This is a genomic window from Paraburkholderia kirstenboschensis (genome assembly GCF_904848585.1).
In the GTDB taxonomy this organism is placed as follows: Bacteria; Pseudomonadota; Gammaproteobacteria; order Burkholderiales; family Burkholderiaceae; genus Paraburkholderia; species Paraburkholderia kirstenboschensis.
Map to the genome: position 1 here is coordinate 436,020 of NZ_CAJHCR010000001.1, position 23,404 is coordinate 459,423.

The following is a 23,404-nucleotide window of genomic DNA, read 5'->3' on the forward strand; positions in this document are numbered from 1 at the left end:
TCGCTCAGCGGCATCCGACCCTGTGCTATCGTTATGAAACAATCGTAAAACTCGAAAAGCACGGCGCATCGCATGACTTTTTTTTCCGTATTGCTGGCTCTGATCATTGAACAGGTGCGCGCGCTGTCGCCGAATAATCCGGTATCCGCGCTGCTTCAATACCACGGGGAGTCGGCGGCGCACGGATTCGATGCGGGCAAGCCCAAGCACGGCCTTCTTGCGTGGCTCGTCGTAGTGGTGCCGTGGACGCTCGTCGTCGCGCTCGTCTACTACGTTCTGTACAACATTCACTTCGCGCTGGCGTTTCTGTGGAACGTCGCGGTGCTGTACTTCACGCTGGGCTTCCGCCAGTTCAGCCATTACTTTACGGACATTCACCTCGCGCTCAATAACGACGATGTGCCGCGCGCCCGTGAAATTCTGAACGAATGGACCGGCCTCGACACGCTCGACATGCCGGTGAGCGAGATCGTGCGCCATACTCTGATTCACGCAGTCGTCGCGTCGCATCGCCACGTTTTCGGCGTGTTCTTCTGGTTTCTGATTCCGGTCGGGCCGGCGGGCGCGGTGCTGTATCGCATCGCCGAATATCTGTCGCGTACGTGGGCGCGGCCGGTCGACGACCGTACCATCGCGTTTTCGAGTTTCGCGCAGCGCGCATTTTTCGTAATCGACTGGGTGCCGGCGCGGCTTACGTCGCTGGGCTTTGCGATTGTCGGGAATTTTGAAGACGCGATCTATGCATGGCGTAACCATGCGCGTCAGTGGCCGGATGCGAATGACGGCGTGTTGCTGGCCGCCGGCAGCGGCGCGCTTGGCGCGCGTCTGAGCGGGCCGCTCGCGGAGCCGTCGAGTCTCGATGCGCTCGCCACCGGCGACGGCGGTCCCATGCAAGTCGGCGACGACTGCACGCCGCGCACGCTGCAATCGGCGGTGGGGCTGGTTTGGCGCGCAGTCGTGCTGTGGATGATCCTGTTACTCATGCTGACGATCGCCGTGTGGCTCGCTTGATCTAACGCGCATGCGAACGCAAGAAAGCCGGGATTGCCCCGGCTTTTTTTACGTCCTTCTCCGGGCTTAAGGCGCTTTAAAAGATCTGGTCCGCTGAGGCAGAACATCAACCACGCCGCGTCAGTCTGAACGGCATCGCATGAAGCGCATCAGCGCATGTTCGTGAGACTGAGGCGCGCATCACCCGTCCAACGGATCGCGCACCGTACCGCACTGCCAGCACACGGTGAATTGCGCCTCCAGCCTCTCACCGCACTGGCGGCACTGCCAGCCAGGCGAACCGGCCGCCGGACCTTGCGACGCGGCATCGATCAAGCGCCGCGCCACCGCTTCGTCGCGGTCGTCCACGAGCCAGAGTTCAGGCGCGCACTGATCGGCGGGAATATCGCCGAGCGCGCCGTTCAGATAGCGGTTGTGCAGCTCGCACGCGATGCCGGCCGCGGCCAGCACATTGACCCAATGCTGTCCGATGATCAGGTTCGGCGCGCGCATCAGCCTCATGTCAGCGAACGATCTGGCTGGCTTCGTGCACGAGTTGCGCGTACAGCGCATGGCGCTCGCGGCGGATACGGCCATCGGCAACCGCCTCGAGAATCGCGCAGCCGGGCTCTTGCAAGTGATGGCAGTTGTAAAAGCGGCAGTTAGGCAAGAGCGGCCGGAACTCCGGAAACGCGCGTTCGAGCCGGCCTTCGGTCAAATGATGCAGGCCGAACTCCTGGAAGCCCGGCGAGTCGATCAGCGCGCCGCCTTCGTCAGCCACGCTGCGAGTGTCGCTCGCGGTGTCCGCGGTGTCATTGCGGTCGAAATTCGGCAGCGGATAGAGACGCGTGAACGTCGTCGTATGGCGGCCGCTATTCAACGCCGTCGAAATCTCGCGCGTGGCGACTTCGGCGTCGGGAATCAGCAGATTCACGAGCGTGGACTTGCCCATGCCGGACTGGCCGAGCAATAGCGTCGAGTGACCGCGCAAGTGTTCGATGAGCGCGGTGCGGGCGGCCTCGGGTTGCGCCTTGATCGACACTTCCACGACCGTGTAGCCGAGCGCGCGATAGGGCTCCAGCCGTTTGCGGGCGCCTTCGAGTGCATCGGTCACGTCGATCTTGTTCAGCACGATCAGCGGTTTCAGCTCGTTGGCTTCCGCTGCGACGAGCGCGCGGCCGAGCAGGTCTTCGCTGAAATGCGGTTCGGTCGCGAGCACGATCAGCAACTGGTCGAGATTCGCGGCGAACAGCTTCGACTTGTACTGATCCGAACGATAGAGCAGATTGCGCCGCTCGCCGATTTCGACGATCACGCCCTGGTCGGCGGAAGTGGGCTCGTAGATCACGCGGTCGCCTACTGCGACTTCGCTGCGCTTGCCGCGTGGGAAGCATTGGAGCATCGGGCCGCCGTCTTCGGGCGCGACCAGATAGTGGCGGCCATGCGCGGCCACTACGAGGCCGCCTACGCGCGTGCTGGACGGCGCGCGCGGCGCTTTCTGAGAGCGGCCGCTCATGCGTGGCGCAACAGTCGGTCGATCCGCTGCGACGCCGGCGGATGCGAGTAATAGAACGCGGTGTAGAGCGGATCGGGCGTTAGCGTGGACGCATTGTCTTCATACAGCTTGACGAGGGCGTTGACGAGGTCTTGTGCGTCGGTTTGCGTGGCGGCGAATGCATCGGCCTCGAACTCGTGCTTGCGCGAGGTGAGACTGCCGAGCGGCGTCACAAAGAACACGAACACCGGCAGTGCGAGGAAGAACAGCACGAGCGCGAGACCGCTATTACCGCCGACTAGCGACGGCCGCACGCCCAGCCCTTCGTAGAACCACACGCACTGCGTGAGCCAGCCGAGCAACGCGAGCATGGCGAGGCTGATCGCGAACGTGACCAGCATCCGCTTGATCACGTGACGGCGCTTGAAGTGGCCGAGTTCGTGCGCAAGCACGGCTTCGATCTCGCTGCCCGACAGGCGCGCCAGCAGCGTGTCGAAGAACACGATTCGCTTGGCCGCGCCGAAGCCGGTGAAATACGCGTTGCCGTGCGCCGAGCGGCGGCTGCCGTCCATCACGAAAAGGCCTTTGGCCGCGAAGCCGCAGCGCTTCATCAGCGCCTCGATGCGGCTTTTCAGCGCTTCGTCCTTGAGCGGTTCGAACTTGTTGAAAAGCGGTGCGATAAACGACGGGTACAGCACGAGCACGAGCATCTGGAAGACGACCCAGACGATCCACGTCCACAACCACCAGAAGCTGCCGGCCTGGTTCATCAACCAGAGTACGACGAACAGCAACGGCAGACCGAACGCGGCGCCGAGCAACACGCCCTTCAACCGGTCGACGATGAAAATGCGCTTGCTCATCCGGTTAAAGCCGAAGCGTTGCTCGATCACGAATTGCCGGAAGTAATCGAACGGCAGGTCGATCGCGCTGGTAATCGCGATCACGGCCGCGACGAGTGCGATCTGCCCGACGTAGCCGCGGCCGAGCCAGTCCGTGATCGCGAGATCGAGCGCCTGCACGCCGCCGAGCAGTGTCAGGCCGATCAGCACGGCGGCGCCGACGACGATCTCGATCATCGTGAGACGCGTGCGCTCGACGGTGTAGTCCGCGGCGCGTTGGTGCGCGCTCAGCGCGATGGTGCCGGCAAACTGGCTCGGCACCTGCTCGCGATGGCCGGCGACGAAGCGGATCTGCCGCGACGCGAGCCAGAGTTTGGTGCCGACCATCGCCACGACGGCGACGACGAACAGAACGGTGAAGTACAGGGTAGGCATCCGTGGATTCCGTGGTATCTATGCGAGAATTATATGTTTCTTCCCGCCTCGCAGCGGGGACATGCTCGAACCATCTCAAACGATCAACCGCCGCAGCAACGGGGCTTCCCGCAAGCTTCCTGCCCGGCCATCAGGGCTTCCTTCATGACTGACATTCTCGAATCCGCGCAACCGCTGCCTCTCGTGCGCAGCGACATGAATCTCATCTGGCTGGACATGGAAATGACCGGACTCGACCCGGATTCGGACCGCATCATCGAAATCGCGGTGGTGGTGACGAATTCGACGCTCGACAGAATGGTGGAGGGCCCGGTTCTCGCGATTCATCAGAGCGACGAGACGCTCGCCAGGATGGACCAGTGGAATCAGAACACACACGGCCGGTCGGGACTGATCGACCGCGTGAAGGCATCCACGGTGAGCGAAGCCGATGCCACCGAACAGATTCGCAATTTTCTCAGCGCTCATGTGCCGCCCGGCAAATCGCCGATGTGCGGCAACTCGATCTGCCAGGATCGCCGCTTCATGGCGCGCTGGATGCCGGAACTGGAGAGCTTCTTCCATTACCGCAATCTCGACGTCAGCACGCTCAAGGAGCTGTGCCGACGCTGGCAGCCGGAAATTTACAGGGGTTTTCAGAAGCGCGCGCTGCACACGGCGCTTGCCGACATTCATGAGTCGATCGACGAACTGAAGTACTACCGCGAGCACTTCCTGATTCCGCCGGCGCCGGACGCCTCCCTCAACGCGGAATAAGCTAAGCCGGCCGCGGAGCGCGCACTGCGCTCTTCGGCCGGAACGCTTTCACCACTTCCGCGTTGGTCTCCACGTATGGCCCGCCGATCAGGTCGATGCAGTAGGGGACCGCCGCAAAGATGCCGGGCACCTTCACCGCGCCGCCGGCTTCGGCATCGCGCAAGCCTTCCAGCGTTTCCTTGATCGACTTCGGCTGACCCGGCAGATTGATGATCAGCGCTGCGTGATCCGCCGTCTCGCGGATCACCGCGACCTGGCGCGACAGGATTGCGGTCGGCACGAAATTCAGGCTGATCTGCCGCATCTGTTCGCCGAATCCCGGCATTTCCTTCGTAGCCACCGCGAGCGTGGCTTCGGGCGTCACGTCGCGCCGCGACGGGCCCGTGCCGCCAGTCGTCAGCACGAGATCGCAGCCGACTTCGTCGACGAGTTCCGTGAGCGTTGCCGAGATGGTGGGCGCGTCGTCCTGAATGAGGCGCGTGACCACTTGCCACGGCGAACTCAACGCGGCGCCGAGCCATTCCTGCAACGCCGGAATGCCTTTGTCCTCGTAGACGCCGGTGGATGCGCGATCGCTGACCGATACGAGGCCGATCACGATCTCGTCGGGGTGATTGCGCTTTAGCTTGGTGTCAGGCGTCGCGGTCGTCATCGTCGTCTTCCAGAGCGTCGTCGGCATCGGAATCGCTCGCAGCTGCGGGTCCGTCCGCGTTCTTGATCCACTGGAACAGCTCGCGGAAGTAACGCGGCGGCTTGTTCTGCTCGGCTTCCTTGCGGGCGTTGCGGATCAGCGTGCGGCCTTGCTGCGGGTCGACATTCGGATGCTGGCGGATGAAATCGGTCAGCGCGGCGTCGTCGGCGAGCAGTTTTTCGCGAGTGCGCTCGATCCAGTGCAGCTTGGCCGTTTCCGCCTTGTTGACACCGTTATAAGTGTCGAGCGCGGTGCGCAGCGCGGCGGTTTCCTCGTCCAGCAACGAGCGCATCACGCGTCCGACGTATTGCACCTGGCGGCGCTTGCCTTCGTGATCGGTGATGCGGCGCGCCTCGCGCACGGCGTCGTCGAGCTTTTCGGGCATCGGCATGCGCTTGAGCGCGTCTTTGGGCAGCGCGATCAGCGCCGAGCCCAGTTCCTGCAGCTCGTGCATTTCGCGCTTGAGCTGCGACTTGCTCGGACGGTCGTAGCCGTTTTCGTCGACTTCCGGCTCGGCGGATTCTATGGGTTGAATGCGGGTTTTGCGTGTCATGCCGATATTGTAGCGTGCCAGGCCCGGCGAACCGGCTGCGCCGCCGTGCACGGTAGCGGACATCGCTCGAAGCGGGCAGCGAATGCCAGGTACGGCATCGCTTAGCTTGATATGATCGCGGGATGCGTTAGTGCGCTCGAACGCACGGCAAACGCAGACTGACGCGCATACGAGCAGCGCATATGCGGCGCACGGAATGGCGCGGCATGTGCGAACACCCAAGGGCCGCTCGGCCCCGAACAGGACGGCAACCACAATGGCAGCAGACATGGACGTCAAGCAGCGCTTTTTTCCGCATACCCAGGATGAACTGAAGGAAATCGCCTCGGACATCCTTCGTCACGCGAAGTCGCTCGGCGGCACCGACGCGGCAACCGAAATTTCCGAAGGCGACGGCCTGTCCGTCTCCGTGCGGCGCGGCGAAGTCGAGACGATCGAACATAACCGCGACAAGATGGTCGGCGTGACCGTGTTCATCGGCAACAAGCGCGGCAACGCGAGTACTTCCGACTTCTCGTCGCAAGCGCTGAAGGACACGGTTGCGGCCGCGTACAACATCGCCCGCTTCACGGCGGAAGACGATTGTGCAGGTCTCGCCGAAGCAGAGCTGCTCGAGACCGAGCCGCGCGATCTCGATCTCTACCACCCGTGGAATCTGTCCGCCGACGAAGCGGTGGAAATCGCCCGTCGCGCGGAAGACGCCGCGTTCGCCACCGATCCGCAAATCAAGAACTCCGAAGGCGCGAGCGTCTCGGCGCAGCACTCGCAGTTCGTGCTTGCCACGTCGCGTGGATTCCTTGCGGGCTATCCGTACTCGCGTCACTACATCGCCTGCGCGCCGATTGCCGGCAGCGGCCGCAACATGCAGCGCGACGACTGGTACACGTCTACGCGTAGCGCGGACCAACTGGCCGACCCTGAAGCAGTCGGTCGTTACGCGGCGCAGCGCGCGCTTGCGCGCATCGGCGCGCGCGGCCTCGACACGCGCAAGGTGCCGGTGCTGTTCGAAGCACCGCTCGCCGCGGGTCTGCTCGGTGCGTTCGTGCAGGCTACGAGTGGCGGCGCGCTGTACCGCAAGACGTCGTTTCTCGTCGACAGTCTCGGCAAGCCGGTGTTCGCGCCGCATGTGCAGATCGTCGAAGATCCGCACGTGCCGCGCGCGATGGGCAGCGCCCCGTTCGACGAAGAAGGCGTGCGCACGCGGCAGCGCTCGGTCGTGAAAGACGGCGTCGTGGAAGGCTATTTCCTCTCGACCTATTCGGCGCGCAAGCTCGGCATGCAGACTACCGGCAACGCGGGCGGCTCGCACAACCTGTCACTGCTCAGCTCGAACACGCGTGCGGAAGACGACTTCGAAGAAATGCTGAGGAAACTCGGTACGGGTCTGCTGCTCACCGAACTGATGGGCCAGGGTGTCAACTACGTGACGGGCGATTATTCGCGCGGCGCGTCCGGCTTCTGGGTCGAGAACGGCAAGATTCAGTATCCGGTCGAGGAGATCACCGTCGCGAGCACCTTGCAGGAGATGTTCCGCCATGTCGTGGCGATCGGCGCGGACACGATCACGCGAGGCACCAAGCAGACGGGCTCCGTCCTCATTGAACGGATGACGATCGCGGGGCAATAAGCGATTTCCCAGTGTTGTCGCGGTACAGACGAAAACGCCACGCAAGTTTGCGTGGCGTTCTGCTTTTGCCGGCGCGCTTCATTGCGCTTGCGGCGGTTCACATCACCGGCTTTTGCGCTTGTATGTGACGAACGCATAGTCGAAATCGTTTGGTGCGTCAGCGCGATGCGTTTCGTGTGCGACTTCTTCCCACTCGTTCGGATCGACTGCGGGGAATGTCGCGTCGCCGTCGAAATCGGCGGAAATTTCCGTGACGATCAGCTTGTCTGCGAGACGCAGACCTTCCACATACAACTGCGCACCGCCGATCAGAAACGCTTCGGGCGCCTGGTCCTGCGCGGCGAGCTTGAGCGCTTCCTGGAGCGTGGTGGCCGCGTCGCAACCCTGGAAGCGCCGCCCAACATCGCGTGTCACGACAATGTTGCGGCGTCCCGGCAACGGCCTGCCGATCGACTCATGCGTCTTGCGGCCCATGATGATGGGCGCGCCCATGGTGGTCCGCTTGAAAAACGCGAGGTCTTCGGGGAGTCGCCAGGGCAACTGGTTGTTGCGGCCGATCACGCCATTATTGGCGCGAGCGACGATCAGGGTGAGCGTCGTCATCAAATGGAAGGGGGAACGTAACCTGCCTGATTCTACCTGACGCACACGCTCCGGCCGCCGCTCCGGCGTGGTCCATTTAGCGGGAACGCCCCATCGCACCGGCCTGAACGAGGCCCGGCCTCGCCGCGCGAGTGTGCGTGACGGGCAAGCGTCGTTTCACCGACATGAAGTGCGCCGCGCCCTTCCGCAAGTGGCGAACAGGGCGCCGGCCGAAAAAAATGCCGCGCACACTGCAACATCGGCCGACTCCGCGCGCAATAAACCCGATCGCGTGATGAGTCCCGGGTGCATAGCGATTAGCGAACATGTACCGCCAGTCGCAATCCATTGGTGCATATGGTCACAACGTGCCCGTCGCCAATCAGATAAAGTAGTGCGGCAGGAAACGTCGCAGCGTTGAACCCGCGAGAAGAAAATACCTATTAGGTGTTAATTCAAACGGTACGAACTACCTGCGCCCCCTTGTATGAGAAAAGCGCTTCCACAATTCGTAATTCGTAAGTTGATTACTTATTTATCGGCGCGAACGCCTTGCTGGGCAAGGGCGGGCGGATTAAATTCGCATAATTGTTTTCCAAGCCGCGCGCGTATAGTAAGCTCTCGGAAAGAGCTTCAATTTTAAAAAAAGCCCGCTAACGGGCCGTCTCAAACACACACGCCGCTTTCTGGGGATCAGCTGTCCGCACGGAATGGAATGGCCGTTCGGTTTTTGCTATTTGCGAATCCCGAATGTGCCAGCGTGTCTGAATTGCGGTTCAGGTGCGTGCATCATCCTTAACGTTCGTTGACGAGAGGATCTGAATAATGGAACCCGCAACGCGGCAACTGATTTACGTTTCGCGAGAGCCAAGCGCGGAACTGAACACCCGCTTCCACCAGCGTGGCTGGCATGTTGAAGTGGTGGGATCGGCGCGCGATGCGCGCCGGGCCGTACGCGCCGGTTCGGCAGCGGGTGGTCTGCTCGATTTATCGAGTCATTTCCAGCCGCATGAAATTGCTGCATTCGAATCCTGCCTGACCATGCCGAACGTCGGCTGGGTCGCCGCGACCATGCCTGGGCAACTCCAGGATGCGGCGCTGCGCCGCCTCGTACGCGACTATTGTTTCGACTATGTGACCGTGCCTTACTCCGGCGACCGGATCGTCGATTCCGTCGGTCACGCATACGGCATGATCTCGCTCGGCGAACCCGCTTCGAACGATGCGTCGCAGGGCGCCGAAGGCGAAATGGTCGGGTCGTGCGACGCGATGCTGGCGCTGTTCCGCTCTATCCGCAAAGTCGCAATGACTGACGCGCCGGTGTTTATCTCGGGCGAGTCAGGCACGGGCAAGGAACTGACGGCCGTTGCGATTCACGAACGCTCGGCACGACGCAACGCGCCGTTCGTGCCGATCAACTGCGGCGCGATCCCGCCGCATCTGCTGCAGTCCGAACTGTTCGGCTACGAACGCGGCGCCTTCACCGGCGCTAATCAGCGCAAGATCGGCCGCGTGGAAGCGGCCAATGGCGGCACGCTTTTCCTCGACGAAATCGGCGATCTGCCGCTCGAAAGCCAGGCGAGCCTGCTGCGCTTCCTTCAGGAGCGCAAGGTCGAGCGGCTAGGCGGCCATAGCGCGATCGACGTCGACGTACGGATCATTTCCGCAACGCACGTGGATATGACGGCTGCCATGATTGAAGGACGTTTCCGCTCGGACCTGTATCACCGCCTGTGCGTGCTGCAAATCGACGAACCGCCGCTGCGCGCGCGCGGCAAGGACATTGAACTGCTCGCGCGCCACATGCTGGAGCGTTTCAAGAAAGACGCGAGCCGGCGCCTGCGCGGCTTCGCACCCGACGCAATCGCGGCTTTGCACAACTACGGCTGGCCGGGCAACGTGCGTGAGCTCATCAACCGCGTGCGCCGTGCGATCGTGATGTCCGAAGGACGCGCTATCACGGCGCGCGATCTCGAGCTCGCCGAGTACGTCGAGATCGTGCCGGTGTCGCTCGCGCAGGCGCGCGAAGCGGCCGAGCGCCAGGCAATCGAGCTTGCGCTGTTGCGTCACCGTGGGCGTCTTGGCGACGCAGCGCAGGAACTCGGTATTTCGCGTGTCACGCTGTACCGGCTGCTGTGCTCGCACGGCATGCGTCATATGGAAAGCGAGCCGCTTGCTTCGCCGCACGGCACGTTGCCGGCATCGGTGCCGCATCTCTGAGTTGCGGCGCACACGATGGTTGTAAACCGGCCGCCACGCAGCGGCCTGTAAACCGGACAGGGCGCGACGCGTCCGCCTCGGGGCGTGGTTCCGTGCCGTGTGCGTCTGATTAACCCGCCTTCCTTCGATACGTCTCTCGCAAGCGGTCGCGCCGGCCGGCCGCGCTTGGTAAAATCGGGTTTTCCGCTCAATCTCGCGGTGCACCGCTTCCGGGCCGCGCCGCGTCGAAGGAACCCGCATGAAACAATACCTGGACCTCGTCCGCACGATTCTCGACACTGGCACGTGGCAGGAGAATCGCACCGGCATCCGTACCATCAGCATGCCGGGCGCCATGTTGCGCTTCGATCTCCAGCAGGGGTTCCCGGCGGTCACGACGAAAAAGCTGGCATTCAAGTCGGCCGTTGGCGAACTGGTCGGTTTCCTGCGCGCGTCGCGCAGCGCGGCGGATTTTCGCGACCTCGGCTGCAAGGTATGGGACGCGAACGCCAACCAGAATCCGCAATGGCTCGCCAATCCGTATCGCGCGGGCCCCGACGACCTGGGCGACGTGTACGGCGTGCAGTGGCGGCAGTGGCCGGCCTACAAGGTGCTCGATGCCAGTGCGAGCGCGCAGATTGCCGATGCGACCGGGCGCGGTTTCCAGGTGATCACTGAATTCGACGAAAACGGCAGCCGCAAGGTGTTGCTATACAAGGCAATCGACCAATTGCGGCAGTGCCTCGACACCATCATGCAGAACCCGTCGGACCGGCGAATTCTCTTTCATGCGTGGAATCCTGCGGTTCTGGATCAGATCGCGTTGCCGGCTTGCCATCTGCTTTATCAGTTCCTGCCGAACGTGGCGCGGCGCGAAATCTCGCTGTGCTTGTACATCCGCAGCAACGATGTCGGGCTCGGCACGCCGTTCAATCTGACCGAAGGCGCGGCCTTGCTGCATCTGGTGGGACGCTTGACGGGCTACACGCCGCGGTGGTTCACCTACTTCATCGGCGATGCGCACATCTACGAGAACCAGCTGGACATGCTGAAGCAGCAGCTCACGCGCGAGCCCTATGAAAGTCCCAAGCTCGCGATTTCCGACCGCGTGCCGGACTACGCGAAGACCCACGTGTACGAACCGGAATGGCTGGAAAAGGTCGAGCCGTCGGATTTCTCGCTGGTCGGTTACCGGCATCACGAGCCGCTGACGGCGCCCATGGCCGTCTGACACGCCTGATCTAACCAAAGAGCCTCCGCGATGCGAATCGCGGAGGCTTTTTATTTTGTGCCGACGAGAGGCTACTTACGGAGGAAAGGGCGCTTAGCCCTTGTGATGCTCGTCGTGGCCACCGGCCGAACGCTGCTCACCGTGTTGCTGCGGCTGAGGGCGGGGCTGCTGCACTTGCGGCTCAGGACGCGGCTGCGCCTGCTGTGGATGGAACTCCTGACGCGGCGCCTGCTGAGCTTGCGGTTGCGGACGCGGTTCAGGACGCTGCTGCGCCTGCTGTGGATGAAACTCCTGACGCGGCGCCTGCAGAGCTTGCGGTTGCGGACGCGGTTCTGAACGCTGCTGCGCCTGTTGCGGCTGAAACTCCTGACGGGGTGCCTGCGGTTGCTGACGCGGCGCAGGTCCCGACTGTGCCACCTGCGCATGCACATCCTGACGCGGCTGCTGTTGAACCAGCGGCCGCTCGATCGTTTCGGCGCCCTGCGCGTGCTGCCGTTGGTCTTGCACCGCGCGCGGCTGTTGCCCGATCGCCGGATTCTCCACGGGGCGCGGCACCTCGCGCGGCTGCATCGCTGTGTTCGGCTGACCGCCTGGCTGCTGCGCCCACCCCGGCCTTGGCGCCTGCGGCTCTTCACCGCCTCGTTGGCGGCCCTGCTGCGCTTGCTGGGCCATAGGCGTATGCGGCTGCGTCCATGACGGCTCGTGGCGCCCATCCGCGGCAACTGGCTGGCCTTGCTGATGAGCCGGTTGCTGTGCGGGTTGCTGTGCCATCCCCCGCTGTGGCGCTAAGCCCAGGTTGCCGCCGTTCGCCTGCGGTGGCCGCGGCACGCCGTTCGGCGGGGCGCCTGCTGCGCCCGTCTGCTGCCCGTTCCACCGCGAGGGCATGCCGGGCCGCTCCGGCTGTGCGCCTGCGCGCCCCGGTTGACCGGCGACAGGCACGTCGCCTGGCGGGTGCCCAGCCTGTCGCCCGCCGTTCTGAGCGGCGCCTGCGGCGCCCGGCGCGGCCTGCCCACCGGGCCCAGTCTGAAGAATGGGTGCTCCCGCCGCCGCGCCCGGCATTCGTCCCGGAAGATGCGACTGCACGACACGCACGTTCTGCACCGGCAACGCACCGGGCCCGCCCGCCATGCGCGCCGGGACCGACGTCCGCACGATCGGCTGCCCCGCGCCCGGCACGCGTCCACCGCTTTGCGCGAAACGCTGTGCGAGGCCATCGCGGTAAGCGGGCGGCATCGATGGACTGCGCGTCGCGACGACCGGACGCGTCATCACCCCCGCCGGCGGCCGGTAATTCGCGTTGCGCTGACCCGGCCCGTAACTCTCGCGCACCGGCGCGATGCCCGGAGCGCCCGGGTTGATCCGCGCATTGCGCCACTGCGCGGGATCCACCTTCTGCGCAAAGCGTCCCACTGGCTGTCCATGCACGAAAGCTGTCGCCGGAACTGCCGTCACGGCGCGCGGCGCCCGATAGTTGACGTACGTGTTGTGGACGTTGGTGATGTTGCGGTTGTAGTTGTTGATGACCGTCGTCTGATTGACGCGTTCGTAGTAGCGCGGGCTCCAGTGATCGCGGTCGCCCCAGTGCGGATGCCACCGTTCGCCCGGTCCGAGCGGGAACCACGCGACGCCCGCGGCCACCGCGCCGCCAATCGCCAGGTTCACGCCCCAGTCGGCTCCGCCGCCGCCCCCGCCGACGAAAGCCACCAGCGCCGGCGCATAGACCGGCGGCGCGCTGACCACGACCGGGCCCGGCACCCATGCCCAGGAGTCGTCGACGTAGGCCCAGCGGCCGTAGTGATACGGCGCGAAGCCCCACGGCGCGTCGTCGACCCAGGTCCAGCCCCACGGCGCCTGCCATACCCAATGACCGTCGCGGTACGGCGCCCAGCCGACTGGCGTCGCGCGCGGCACCCATACCTCGCCGTACTGCGGGCTGCTGCGCCACGTACCGTTGGCGTCGAGGTCCTGATAACCGGGGATTTCACGCGACACATACCGCGCCGATACTGAGCGGTTCTCGGCGGCGTCGCGGCTCGCGGTCCATTGATCGAAGCCGTCGGGGCCAGGCGCGCTCTCGTCGGCGAGCGTTTGCAAAGAAGTGCCGGCAAAGCGGATTTGCTGCCCGGCCGCGATCGGCACCTGTGCGCCGTCGCCATAAGCCGTCGCAGTGCCGTTGCGGACCGTGACGGTGGTGCTGCTGCCGTCCGGCGCAACGTCGACGCGGTAGTCGCCTGGACCGTTCAGGCCGAGCGCGAGATTCGGCGTGTCGATTTCATACGACGACCCCGGCGGCAGTTCCCGCACATGCGCCGACAACGTCCCTTGCGCAACCTTCAGCTGCGCGTTGTTGTCGTCGAGACCGAGGAGGTCGAGGCTCGTCGACTGGCCGAGACGCACGGCCGTCGAACCGATATGCAGCTCCGAGCGCGCGTTCTGATCGTTCCATAACTGGTCGCCGGTGGTAAGCGGCCGGTTGATCTGCGCGTACGACCAGTCGGCGGCCCCGGCGGGCTCGGTGGTCACGGTTCCGGCCATGTAGTTCAGCCGCGCAACGCGTCCCGGCGGATCGCTATTCTCCGTAGCGATGTCCTGCGGCGCCGGAGCGGCTTGCTGCGCGAGCGCAGCCTGCGCGGCAAACACGAAAGCGGCGGCGGCGATCAACGAATAGCCGACAGTGCGACGGAATGACGGTGGCGGTGAGGTCGTGGTTCTCATGATTGTTCTCCGACGGACGATGCACGTGCAGCATCCGTGAACCACTGTACCCGCGCCGATTGTTTCAAGACCCCCACTTTTGTAAGGCCTGCTGGCGACTGGTAACAAAAGGTCTCGATCCCGTGGGATACCGGCTTGGGCCCGCTCCGTTGCTCACTCGGCCAGAAAGGCGTCGAAATGCTGGTGCCCAGCCGGCGTGATGCGCAGTATTCGCGGCCGTTCGGTCCGTTCGACCCAGCCGTGCGCGGCCCACGAGTCGAGCAACGCCGCGCCGAGCGCGCCGCCGAGATGCGGGCGGCGTTCGCTCCAGTCGGGGCAGGTGCACGCAAAGCGGCGCCGGCGACTGCGCTGCGCCGACAGGTCGATGCCCCAGTCGGCGAAGCGGGCGGCGCCGTCGGAAGTGGCTTCGAGCGACGCACCGTCCAAAGCCAGCAGTCCGCGTCCGATGAGCCGCTCGAACACGCGTACGGACAACTCGCCGGCCATATGGTCGTAGCAGGTGCGTGCGTAGCGCATGTCGGTCGGCACGGTGCGCACGGGGCGCGGCACCGGACGCTGCGGCGCGCTGACTTGCGCGACGTTGGCGAGCGCTTCGATGGACGCCGCGATGTCGGCGGACGCAATCCGGAAATAGCGATGCCGGCCGCGCACTTCGAGCGCGAGCAGGCCGCCGTCGGTCAGGCGCGCGAGGTGAGCGCTGGCCGCCGATGGCGAGAGTCCCGCGATCATCGTCAGTTCGCCGGCGGGGCGGGCGCTGCCGTCCATCAACGCCCACAACATGGCTGCGCGGCCGGGATCGGCGAGCAGCGCGCCAATGCGGCTCAAGCCGGGAAAATGATTGTGTTCGTCTGCGAGGATGGCGGGCATGACGGGTCTCCGTATTCTGTCGGTCTGATGCGCGGGCCGCGCAAGGTGTGATACAGCCACTTTACCTGGCCAATGCATTCGATGTTTCAGCTTAGCGTGAACGGTGGAGTGCAGCAGCGCAGTGCTAGCCCTGTCGGCCGCGCCTGAACGCGGCGCCTTGCTCGCGCATGCGCTTGAAACGCCAGGCTAGAATCGACGCCTGTCTTCGCAGGAAGCGCAGTCATGAAAACAGTTCTGGGCGTTCTCGTTTGCATTGCCTTGCTGGGCGCTTGCGCTCAAGGCGGTTCCGGTTCGGCAGCGGGCGCGGGGACCGGCAGCGTCACCATGTACGGCACCATCGACGAAGGCATCACCTTCCACAAATAAAGGTGTCGTCCGCCGGGTCGCCCCTATCCGTAAGAGTCGAATTGGCAGAAACTGATGCATCGTTGTCATTGCTGCCACGCGCAGCTATGTGACGATGTGTCTTGCGCCACGTGCGCCACGTGCGCCACTCGGCGGCTTAGCTCGGTCAGGCCAGGCAGGCTACTCAGGCCGTCGAGGCGACTCGGGGCCGCTCGTGCCACATCGTCCACTTTCGCCGCCGGGACCGACCTATGCCGCCTGCCGCACCAGCTTCGTCCGCTCGTTCCTCTGCTTCAGCCGCTTCGTCCGCTTCGTCCGCTTTCCCTGACGATTCCGCCGACCTGCGCGGCTCCGGCCCGCATGGCCGTCGCGCCGCGCGTGTGCTGGCCGTATGCCAGGCGTTGTACACATCGTCGGTGTCGATCGATCTCACGCTAACCGGCCTCGTCGGCTACACGCTCGCCGACGACAAGGCGCTAGCCACGCTGCCTTTCTCGCTGATCACGGTGGCTGCGGCGCTCACGACGATCTTCGCGTCGTTTCTGATGGCGCGCATCGGCCGTCGCGCGGGCTTTGTGCTGGGCGCGAGCGTCGGCGCCCTGGGCGGCGCGGTTTCCGTGTGGGCGATCTTTCATCACGACTTCTGGGCTTTTTGCGCGGGCACCGCGACGGTCGGCGTGTTCCAGGCGTTCGCACAGTACTACCGGCTCGCCGCCGCCGACGCCGTCGGCCTCGAGGCGAAGAGCCGCGCTATTTCGACGGTTCTCACGGGCGGCGTGGTCGCGGCCGTGTGCGGCCCGCTTCTCGCCGCTTGGAGCAAAGACTGGCTCGCGCCGGTGACGTTTGCCGGCTCCTACGCGCTTGTCACCGGACTCGGACTCGCGTCGATTGTCCTGTTGATGCTGCTCTATCGCGACATGGCACCTGCGCCGGCCGTGGCCGGTACGCATGACGCCGCACGGCCGCTCGGCGAGATCGTGCGGCAGCCGATCTTCGCGGCGGCGCTCGCCAACAACGCGCTCGGCTATGCCGTGATGATGTTCGTGATGACCGCCACGCCGATCGCGGCGGTTGCGTGCGGGCACAGCATCGGCGACGGCGCGGCGATCATCCAGTGGCATCTGGTCGGCATGTTTGCGCCGTCTCTGTTTTCCGCGCGGCTCATCAAGCGTTTCGGCGTGCTGCCGGTGATCGGCGCGGGCATTGCGCTCTCGGCACTGTGCGGTGTGTTCGCATTGCGTTCGACCGATCTGCCGCACTTCTACGCGGCGCTCGCGTGTCTCGGTGTAGGCTGGAATTTCATGTTCGTCGGCGGCTCGACGCTGCTCGCGCAGTCGTACAGGCCGTCGGAACGGGCCAAGACGCAGGCCACCAGCGAATTTACGACGTTCGCGTGCTCCGCGCTCGGGTCGTTGTTCGCGGGGCAGTTGCTGGCGCGCTTCGGCTGGGCGACGATCAATGCGGCGATCTTTCCGCTGCTTGCCGCAGCGGCGCTCGCCACGCTCGCCTATGCGCGGTCGTCCAGGCGGCGTGCGACGGGAGGGATTGCGTGATGAGCGTGCGTCATATCGTGTTTGCCGTCGCACCTGATCTGGTGTTGCTCGACGCATGCGGCCCGCTGGAAGCCTTCTGGCGCGCCGAACTGACGATGGCCGCCGCGGAGGGTGCGGGAGGTGGCGGTTGGCGGGCGCAGATGCCAACGAACCCGGGCGCGCATGCGCATTCGGCAGCACATGCGCACCCGGCCGCACATCCGCCCACGCATGCGCCCACGCCCATGCCCACGGATGCGCCCACGCCCATGCCCATGCACACGCACACGCATGCGCCTACGCACCCGCACCCGCACCCGCGCGCACGCCCAATCGCATATCGCACGACAGTCGCCTCGATCGACGGCGGTGTCTTGCAGACATTTCCGGGCCTGCCGGTCGTGACCGAGCGACTCGATTCACTCGACGCCGAGCCGATCGACACGTTGATCGTCCCCGGCGTCCCGGTCGATCAGCACTGCACGCTGCAGCCGGAACTGGTCGCGTGGATCAGGCGCAATGCGCCGCGCGCGCGACGCGTATGCTCGGTATGCACGGGCGCGTTCTATCTGGCGGCGGCCGGTCTGCTGGACGGCCGTCGCGCGACCACACACTGGCGGGACGCACCGCATCTCGCGCGCCGTTTTCCCAATGTTCATGTCGATGCCGATCCGATCTTTATCCGCGACGCGGGCCCTGACGAAGCCCGAAGCGACGGCGAGCGCGTGGTCTGGACGTCGGCGGGCGTGACGGCGGGCATCGATCTCGCGCTGGCGTTGATCGAAGAAGACCTCGGCCACGCTGTCGCGATGCAAGCCGCACGGCGCCTCGTCGTTTTCATGAAACGGCCCGGCGGGCAGTCGCAATTCAGTGCGGCACTCGCGGCGCAGGCGTCGGCGGGAGGGCCGTTCGAGGCCTTGCATAGCTGGATGGTCGGCCATTTGCGCGAAGACCTCACGGTCGAGCGGCTCGCCGAACACGCGCGGATGACGCCGCGGACCTTCGCGCGCCGCTACGTCGACGAAGTCGGGCGCACGCCGGCGAAAACCGTCTCCGCGTTGCGCCTCGAAGCGGCTTCGCGGGCATTGGCCGAATCGCGCAGGCCGCTCAAGCGCATCGCGCTCGATTGCGGTTTCGGCAGCGAGCAGAACTTGCGGCGCGCGTTCGTGCGGCGCTTCGGCGTGCTGCCGCTCGAGTATCGTGAACGATTCATGTCCGCGACCGCGCCTTCGTCCGCGGGCCATAGCGGGGCGGCCGCCCGCGCGGGCGAGGAGGCGCGCTGAACGGCAGCGCGCAGCGCAGTTGCAGCCGGAGAACAGGCCAGCGCCGCGGTACTGGATGAACTTGCGCGGCCACAGCGGTGAACCGGCTGAACCGCAGCGCGCGCCAAAACGCTGCGTGCAATGGCAATTGCGCGCCGTTCGGCCCGATAAGTGGCGACGCAGTCAATTTTGCGCTCGTATAATCGCCTCCTTTCAATGCATCCGATTGACCGGAGTCAAGATGAGCAGCCATCTCTCAGCGCCGTTGGAACGTTCCGAAACCACGTTCCGCTTTCTCGCAGAACCCAGCTCGGTCAACTTCGGCGGCAAGGTGCACGGCGGGGCGCTGATGAAGTGGATCGACGAAACCGCGTATGCGTGCTCGGCGGTGTGGTCCGGGCGTTACTGCGTGACGGTCAGTGTCGGCAATATTCGTTTCCGTCGACCGATTCTGGTGGGCAACCTCGTCGAATTGCGCGCGCGCGTGGTGGCGACAGGGCGCACGAGCATGCACATCCATGTGTCGGTGCAGGCGGGCGACCCGAAGGGCGGCGAGTTGCTGCAAACCACGGATTGTCTCGTCGTGATGGTTGCGGTCAATGAAAACGGGCACCCGGTGCAGGTGCCGTCATTCGTGCCGGAAACCGACGAGCAGAAGCGCCTCGCGAAGTACGCGATGGACGTGAAGGAAGCGCTCGACGCGATCGTCGAGCTGAAGCCGGAAGAAGTGGCGCAGGGTAAGGTTTGAACGACGCTTGCCGGCGTTGACCTGGGCGCCGGCAAAACTGCAGGCAGAGCGAGCCACCGGCGGCGAGCCTTTGCCGCGTAAGCACCCGTTGTCCTCCCGGCTAATCTGGATCAAACCAGCACCGAATCAAACCGGGCGACTCACCGCGAGTCGCCCAGCGCGTAAAGCGCGCGAGCGGCGAGGCGCCAATCACGGCGCCGATTGGCCCACCATATCGCCCGGCCGCACCCATTCGTCGAACTGCTGCTCAGTGACATAGCCAAGCGCGAGCGCCGCGGCCTTCAGCGTGGTGCCCTCCTTGTGCGCCTTCTTCGCGATCTGCGCGGCCTTGTCGTAGCCGATGTGCGGATTGAGCGCCGTCACGAGCATCAGCGATTCGTTGAGCAGCGCGTCGATCCGCTCGCGATTCGGCTCGATGCCGACCGCGCAGTTATCGTTGAAACTGAGAGCGCCGTCGGCGAGCAGGCGGATGGATTGCAACACGTTGTGCGCGATCATCGGCCGGAATACGTTCAACTCGAAGTTGCCGCTCGCGCCGCCGATGTTCACCGCGACGTCATTGCCGAACACTTGCGCGCACAGCATCGTCAAGGCTTCGGATTGAGTGGGGTTGACCTTGCCCGGCATGATCGAGCTGCCCGGTTCGTTCTCCGGAATCGACAGTTCGCCCAAGCCGCAGCGTGGACCACTCGCGAGCCAGCGGATGTCGTTGGCGATCTTGTTCAGGCTCGCGGCCACCGTCTTCAGCGCGCCGTGCGCGAAGACGAGCGCATCGGCTGCGGCCATCACCTCGAATTTATTGGGCGCCGAAACGAACGGCACGCCGGTGAGCCGCGCGATTGCAGCCGCGACCTTTTCGGCGAACTGCGGATGCGCATTCAAACCGGTGCCGACAGCCGTGCCGCCCTGCGCGAGTTCATACAGATGCGGCAACGTCGATTCGACATGACGGATGCCATGATCGAGCTGCGCGACATAGCCCGAGAACTCCTGGCCGAGCGTGAGCGGCGTCGCGTCCTGCAAGTGCGTGCGGCCGATCTTTACTATGCCGGCAAACGCTTTCGCCTTGCCGTCGAGCGTGTCGCGCAACGTCTTGAGCGCAGGCAGCAGATGCTTGACGATGCCATGCGCGGCGGCCACGTGCATGGCCGTGGGGAACACATCGTTCGACGACTGGCCGCGATTCACGTCGTCGTTCGGATGCACTTTGCGCGCTTCACCGCGCTCGCCGCCGAGCAGTTCGCTCGCGCGATTCGCGATCACTTCGTTCAGGTTCATGTTGGTCTGCGTACCGGAGCCGGTTTGCCAGACCGCGAGCGGAAATTCTTCCGGATGCTTGCCTTCGATGATCTCGTCGGCCGCCTGCATGATCGCGTGCGCCTTCGTCTCGTCCAGTACGCCCAGGCCCAGGTTCACCTCGGCGGCGGCGCGCTTGATCACGGCGAGCGCGGTGATCAGTTCGGGCGATTGCTTCTCGGTGGAAATGCGGAAATTCTGCAGCGAGCGCTGCGTTTGCGCGCCCCACAGACGAGCGTTCGGCACAGCGATTTCACCGAACGTGTCGCGCTCCATTCGTACGTCTTCAGTCATGGTTGAGCTCCGCTTTTAAAGTTCTGCGTTGACCGGCAATAGGGAGAATAGCCCCGTTAGCGCGTTCCGGTATAACCCTGCCTGCGGGTCGAAAATATAGGTGCGGCGCGTGCCGTCTTCGACATCGGTCCACACGAGCGGGGACAGCGGCGCGCCGATCGAACGAAGATAGGCGAGCTGCGCGTCGTCGGCGAGCGTCACGCGATAGCTTCGCTCGGGCGCCGTGGCGCGGTCGAAAATATCGGCGACCTGCGCAGCCAGTTGCGGGCTGTGGATCACGAGCGCGAGTTCGGTATTCAGATGCGCCGAGCGCGGATCGAGGTTCATCGAGCCGATCACCAGAATCCGGCGGTCGATCACATAAGTCTTCGCATGCAGACTCGCGCGCGAACGCGACCCGGCGATTCCCGCCGTGGGCGTTTCCTGGCGTGGCTTGAACTCGTATAACTCGACGCCCTGTTGCAGAAGCGGCACGCGAAACGGGCTGTAGCCCGCTTGCACGGCGACCGCGTCGGTGGCGGCGAGCGAATTCGTCAGGATCGCTACACGCACGCCTCGGTGCGTGAGTGCGCCGAGCGCCGTCACGCCGGTTTCGTGCGGAACGAAGTAGGGCGACACGACGAGGAAATCCTTGCGCGCGTCCTTCATCAGCTCGCCAAGCCGCTTCATCGGTGGACTGACGTAGTCGGGCGACGGGCTCTCGATCTTCTCCGGTTGATCCACCTGAAACTCCGCGTGCGCCCAGGTCAGGCCGAGTTGCTTGTTCGAAATCTGAGTGGAGAGCGGCGTCGCGTTCAAGGGCTTCGCGTTGTACGGATCGGCGTTGGTGCGCCAGTGCTGGCGAAGGTCGTCGCGCGTCTGATCGAGTTCCCCGCGATCGAATTTCTGCTTGTTCAGCACGCCCAGCGGATACGCGATGCTGCTGTTCCAGTAGTCGTCGAAGCTCGCGGAGACGTCGGCGGTGATCGGGCCGGCGGCGAGCACGTCGATGTCGCGAAACTGCAGGACTTCGCTCGCGCTGAAGTATTCGTCGCCGAGATTGCGGCCGCCGACAATCGCCAACTGGTTGTCTGCGATCATCGCCTTGTTGTGCATGCGGCGCGTGAAGTGGCCGATCTGCGTGAAGACATTCGTGGTGCGCTCGAACATGCCCTCACGCGCGCTGCCGAACGGATTGAAGACGCGAATCTCAATGTTGTTGTGCGAATTCAAGCCCGCCATGATGCGGTCGATGTCCTTGAAGTTCAGGTCGTCGACCAGCATGCGCACGCGCACGCCGTGATCCGCCGCGTACAGCGCCGCGCCGAGCAGCAGCTTGCCGGTGGTGTCCTCGTTCGCGATGTAGTACTGCATGTCGAGCGTTTTTGTCGCCGCGCGGGCGAGCGCGATGCGCATCTGCAATGCGTCGGTGCCGCTCGAGAGCACACGAAAACCCGATTCCCCCGGATGAGCAGCTTCGAGCGGTTCTAGCGCCGCACGAAGCGGCGTGTTTTCGGTCGGGGCTAACGCGTGAGTGACCGGGCGGTCGAACGCGGTGGCGGGAGGTTTGCTCGCGCACGCAGTCAGAAATGCCGACGTGCAGCACAGCAAGAAAAAATGTCTGGCGGCGCCGATTGCGCGCTTGCGTTGCGTCGCGGTCTGCTTTTGTTCTATATGCCACTGCACGCTTTTTCCCCTTGTTGTTCAGGCTTTTCGTGACGGCAGCGCAGATGCTTCGGCCGCGCTGCCGAGAAATCCATTCTAAGGGGAATCGCGCCGCCGGACTGTGCATCGCGGCACGCCGGCGGCGCGTGGGACCGTTATGAGCGGTGGTCCGAAGCCGTTAGACGCGTTCGGTGTTCAGCCCGCGCTCGCCTTCGGCATACGTCGAGCCCTTCGCCGGACGCCCTGCCCAGAAACCCGCGAGCAGCGACCCCGACAGGTTGTGCCAGACCGAGAACAACGCGCCCGGCAACGCGGCAATTGGCGTGAAGTACAGCTTGCCGAGCGTCGCGGCGAGGCCCGAGTTCTGCATGCCGACTTCGATTGCAAGCGTGCGGCAAACGGCTTCGTCGAAACCTAGCAGACGGCCGCCCCAATAGCCGCCGAGAAGACCGATGCCGTTATGCAGCACCACGCCGAACATCACCACGAGGCCGACGGACGCAATGCTCTTTTGCGTGCCGCCCACCACCGCGCCGATGATCAGCAGAATCGCGACCATCGAAACCAGCGGCAGCACCGGCTCGATCTTGCGAACGGCCTTGCTGAACAGATGATTCACCACGAGGCCGACCACGATCGGCAGCGCGACGATTTGCAGGATGCTCATCAGCATGCCGTGGACGTCCACGGCGATCGACGCATCCACATAGAGGCGCGTCAGAAGCGGCGTCGCAAAGACGCCGACGAGCGTGGACAACGCACTGATCGTCACCGACAGCGCGACGTCGCCGCGCGCCAGATAGATCATCACGTTGGACGCCGTGCCGCTCGCCACGCTGCCCACCAGCACCATGCCGGCGGTCAGATCGGGCGGCATGCGCAAGGCTTTCGCGATTACCCAGGCGGCGAGCGGCATCACGAGGTAATGCAGCACGATGCCTGCGATCACCGGCGCCGGCCGTGTGAAGACGCGCTGGAAGTCGGCGACGGACAGCGTGACGCCCATCGCCAGCATGATGATGGTCAGAAGCGTGGTGACGTGCGGAGCGATGCCGGCAAACGAAGCCGGAGAGAAGTACGCGGCAACCGAAACGAGCACGGCCCAAACGGGAAAAAGGCGGGTGATGCGGGCGAGCATGGGGCAAGGTCCTTGGTTATGTTTTATGGCGAGAAGCGGGGGTTGCTTGTTCGCAAGCGAGCGCAGCGCTGAAGGCCGCGACGGTCTGCGGGGCGGCGGCGCCTCACGGATTGCAGCGCGTGCCTATGAGCACGTCGCGCCGTACGTCGCGGGTTGCTGCGG

General features: G+C 64.6%; 20 protein-coding genes. 9 read left to right on the plus strand and 11 right to left on the minus strand.

Annotated features, from left to right (window positions below):
- Positions 1–72: 72 nt before the first annotated feature.
- Positions 73–1,011, plus strand: a complete 939-nt coding sequence (locus JMY24_RS02040) for a CobD/CbiB family protein (protein WP_201701343.1) — start codon at positions 73–75, stop codon at positions 1,009–1,011.
- A 180-nt stretch (positions 1,012–1,191) separates the two neighbouring features.
- On the opposite strand, the gene JMY24_RS02045 is transcribed toward JMY24_RS02040, so the two are convergent.
- The 3 genes from JMY24_RS02045 to JMY24_RS02055 are packed head-to-tail and all read right to left on the minus strand — an operon-like array spanning position 1,192 to position 3,762.
- Positions 1,192–1,512, minus strand: a complete 321-nt coding sequence (locus JMY24_RS02045) for a putative signal transducing protein (protein WP_128592557.1) — start codon at positions 1,510–1,512, stop codon at positions 1,192–1,194.
- 1 nt (position 1,513) lies between these two features.
- Positions 1,514–2,506 carry a ribosome small subunit-dependent GTPase A gene (gene rsgA / locus JMY24_RS02050; protein ID WP_128595623.1) on the minus strand — a complete coding sequence of 331 codons (993 nt, stop codon included), beginning with the start codon at positions 2,504–2,506 and terminating at the stop codon, positions 1,514–1,516.
- A complete protein-coding gene (locus JMY24_RS02055) occupies positions 2,503–3,762 on the minus strand; it encodes a M48 family metallopeptidase (protein ID WP_128595622.1) in 1,260 nt (419 codons plus the stop codon). The genes rsgA and JMY24_RS02055 overlap by 4 nt, the downstream gene beginning before the upstream one ends.
- Positions 3,763–3,906: 144 nt before the next feature.
- Here JMY24_RS02055 and orn point away from each other — a divergent pair, with 144 nt between their 5' ends.
- Positions 3,907–4,518 (plus strand): oligoribonuclease, encoded by a 612-nt coding sequence (orn, locus tag JMY24_RS02060; RefSeq protein WP_128590191.1) that lies wholly within the window; start codon positions 3,907–3,909, stop codon positions 4,516–4,518.
- A gap of 1 nt (position 4,519) precedes the next feature.
- On the opposite strand, the gene mog is transcribed toward orn, so the two are convergent.
- Together mog and yjgA are read right to left on the minus strand one after the other, a co-directional pair.
- The gene (gene mog, locus JMY24_RS02065; RefSeq protein ID WP_128590194.1) at positions 4,520–5,170 is read right to left on the minus strand and encodes a molybdopterin adenylyltransferase; all 651 of its coding nucleotides are present in this window, start codon (positions 5,168–5,170) and stop codon (positions 4,520–4,522) included.
- A complete protein-coding gene (yjgA, locus tag JMY24_RS02070) occupies positions 5,151–5,762 on the minus strand; it encodes a ribosome biogenesis factor YjgA (RefSeq protein WP_128595621.1) in 612 nt (203 codons plus the stop codon). The genes mog and yjgA overlap by 20 nt, the downstream gene beginning before the upstream one ends.
- A 256-nt stretch (positions 5,763–6,018) precedes the next feature.
- Here yjgA and pmbA point away from each other — a divergent pair, with 256 nt between their 5' ends.
- On the plus strand, positions 6,019–7,389 hold the full coding sequence (pmbA, locus tag JMY24_RS02075) for a metalloprotease PmbA (protein WP_128590197.1): 1,371 nt from the start codon (positions 6,019–6,021) through the stop codon (positions 7,387–7,389).
- Positions 7,390–7,491: 102 nt separating this feature from the next.
- Here pmbA and JMY24_RS02080 read toward each other — a convergent pair whose 3' ends face one another.
- A complete protein-coding gene (locus JMY24_RS02080; RefSeq protein ID WP_128595620.1) occupies positions 7,492–7,992 on the minus strand; it encodes a dihydrofolate reductase in 501 nt (166 codons plus the stop codon).
- 804 nt (positions 7,993–8,796) lie between these two features.
- On the opposite strand from JMY24_RS02080, the gene JMY24_RS02085 reads away from it, so the two are divergent.
- Together JMY24_RS02085 and JMY24_RS02090 are read left to right on the plus strand one after the other, a co-directional pair.
- The gene (locus JMY24_RS02085; RefSeq protein WP_027804039.1) at positions 8,797–10,191 is read left to right on the plus strand and encodes a sigma-54 dependent transcriptional regulator; all 1,395 of its coding nucleotides are present in this window, start codon (positions 8,797–8,799) and stop codon (positions 10,189–10,191) included.
- 238 nt (positions 10,192–10,429) lie between these two features.
- A complete protein-coding gene (locus tag JMY24_RS02090) occupies positions 10,430–11,401 on the plus strand; it encodes a thymidylate synthase (RefSeq protein WP_128595619.1) in 972 nt (323 codons plus the stop codon).
- A 93-nt stretch (positions 11,402–11,494) separates the two neighbouring features.
- On the opposite strand, the gene JMY24_RS02095 is transcribed toward JMY24_RS02090, so the two are convergent.
- A complete protein-coding gene (locus tag JMY24_RS02095) occupies positions 11,495–14,116 on the minus strand; it encodes a DUF6600 domain-containing protein (protein ID WP_201701344.1) in 2,622 nt (873 codons plus the stop codon).
- A gap of 153 nt (positions 14,117–14,269) precedes the next feature.
- Positions 14,270–14,983, minus strand: a complete 714-nt coding sequence (locus tag JMY24_RS02100) for an ArsR/SmtB family transcription factor (protein WP_201701345.1) — start codon at positions 14,981–14,983, stop codon at positions 14,270–14,272.
- Positions 14,984–15,205: 222 nt separating this feature from the next.
- On the opposite strand from JMY24_RS02100, the gene JMY24_RS02105 reads away from it, so the two are divergent.
- From JMY24_RS02105 to JMY24_RS02120, 4 genes are all read left to right on the plus strand, one after another.
- Positions 15,206–15,349: a hypothetical protein gene (locus JMY24_RS02105; protein ID WP_164853572.1), complete on the plus strand. Its 144-nt coding sequence runs from the start codon at positions 15,206–15,208 to the stop codon at positions 15,347–15,349.
- Positions 15,350–15,579: 230 nt separating this feature from the next.
- Positions 15,580–16,881: an MFS transporter gene (locus JMY24_RS02110; protein WP_236597302.1), complete on the plus strand. Its 1,302-nt coding sequence runs from the start codon at positions 15,580–15,582 to the stop codon at positions 16,879–16,881.
- Positions 16,881–18,143: a GlxA family transcriptional regulator gene (locus tag JMY24_RS02115; protein ID WP_201701346.1), complete on the plus strand. Its 1,263-nt coding sequence runs from the start codon at positions 16,881–16,883 to the stop codon at positions 18,141–18,143. Before JMY24_RS02110 ends, JMY24_RS02115 begins: the two co-directional genes overlap by 1 nt.
- Positions 18,144–18,363: 220 nt before the next feature.
- Positions 18,364–18,870 carry an acyl-CoA thioesterase gene (locus JMY24_RS02120; RefSeq protein ID WP_128585448.1) on the plus strand — a complete coding sequence of 169 codons (507 nt, stop codon included), beginning with the start codon at positions 18,364–18,366 and terminating at the stop codon, positions 18,868–18,870.
- Positions 18,871–19,059: 189 nt separating this feature from the next.
- Here the strand turns inward: JMY24_RS02120 and fumC are convergent, their stop codons facing one another.
- From fumC to panS, 3 genes are all read right to left on the minus strand, one after another.
- A complete protein-coding gene (gene fumC / locus JMY24_RS02125) occupies positions 19,060–20,460 on the minus strand; it encodes a class II fumarate hydratase (RefSeq protein ID WP_128595617.1) in 1,401 nt (466 codons plus the stop codon).
- Positions 20,461–20,475: 15 nt separating this feature from the next.
- Positions 20,476–22,125, minus strand: coding sequence for a phospholipase D family protein (locus JMY24_RS02130; protein WP_201701347.1), 1,650 nt, complete (start codon positions 22,123–22,125; stop codon positions 20,476–20,478).
- Positions 22,126–22,282: 157 nt separating this feature from the next.
- Positions 22,283–23,242: a ketopantoate/pantoate/pantothenate transporter PanS gene (gene panS / locus JMY24_RS02135; RefSeq protein ID WP_128595615.1), complete on the minus strand. Its 960-nt coding sequence runs from the start codon at positions 23,240–23,242 to the stop codon at positions 22,283–22,285.
- Positions 23,243–23,404 lie beyond the last annotated feature (162 nt).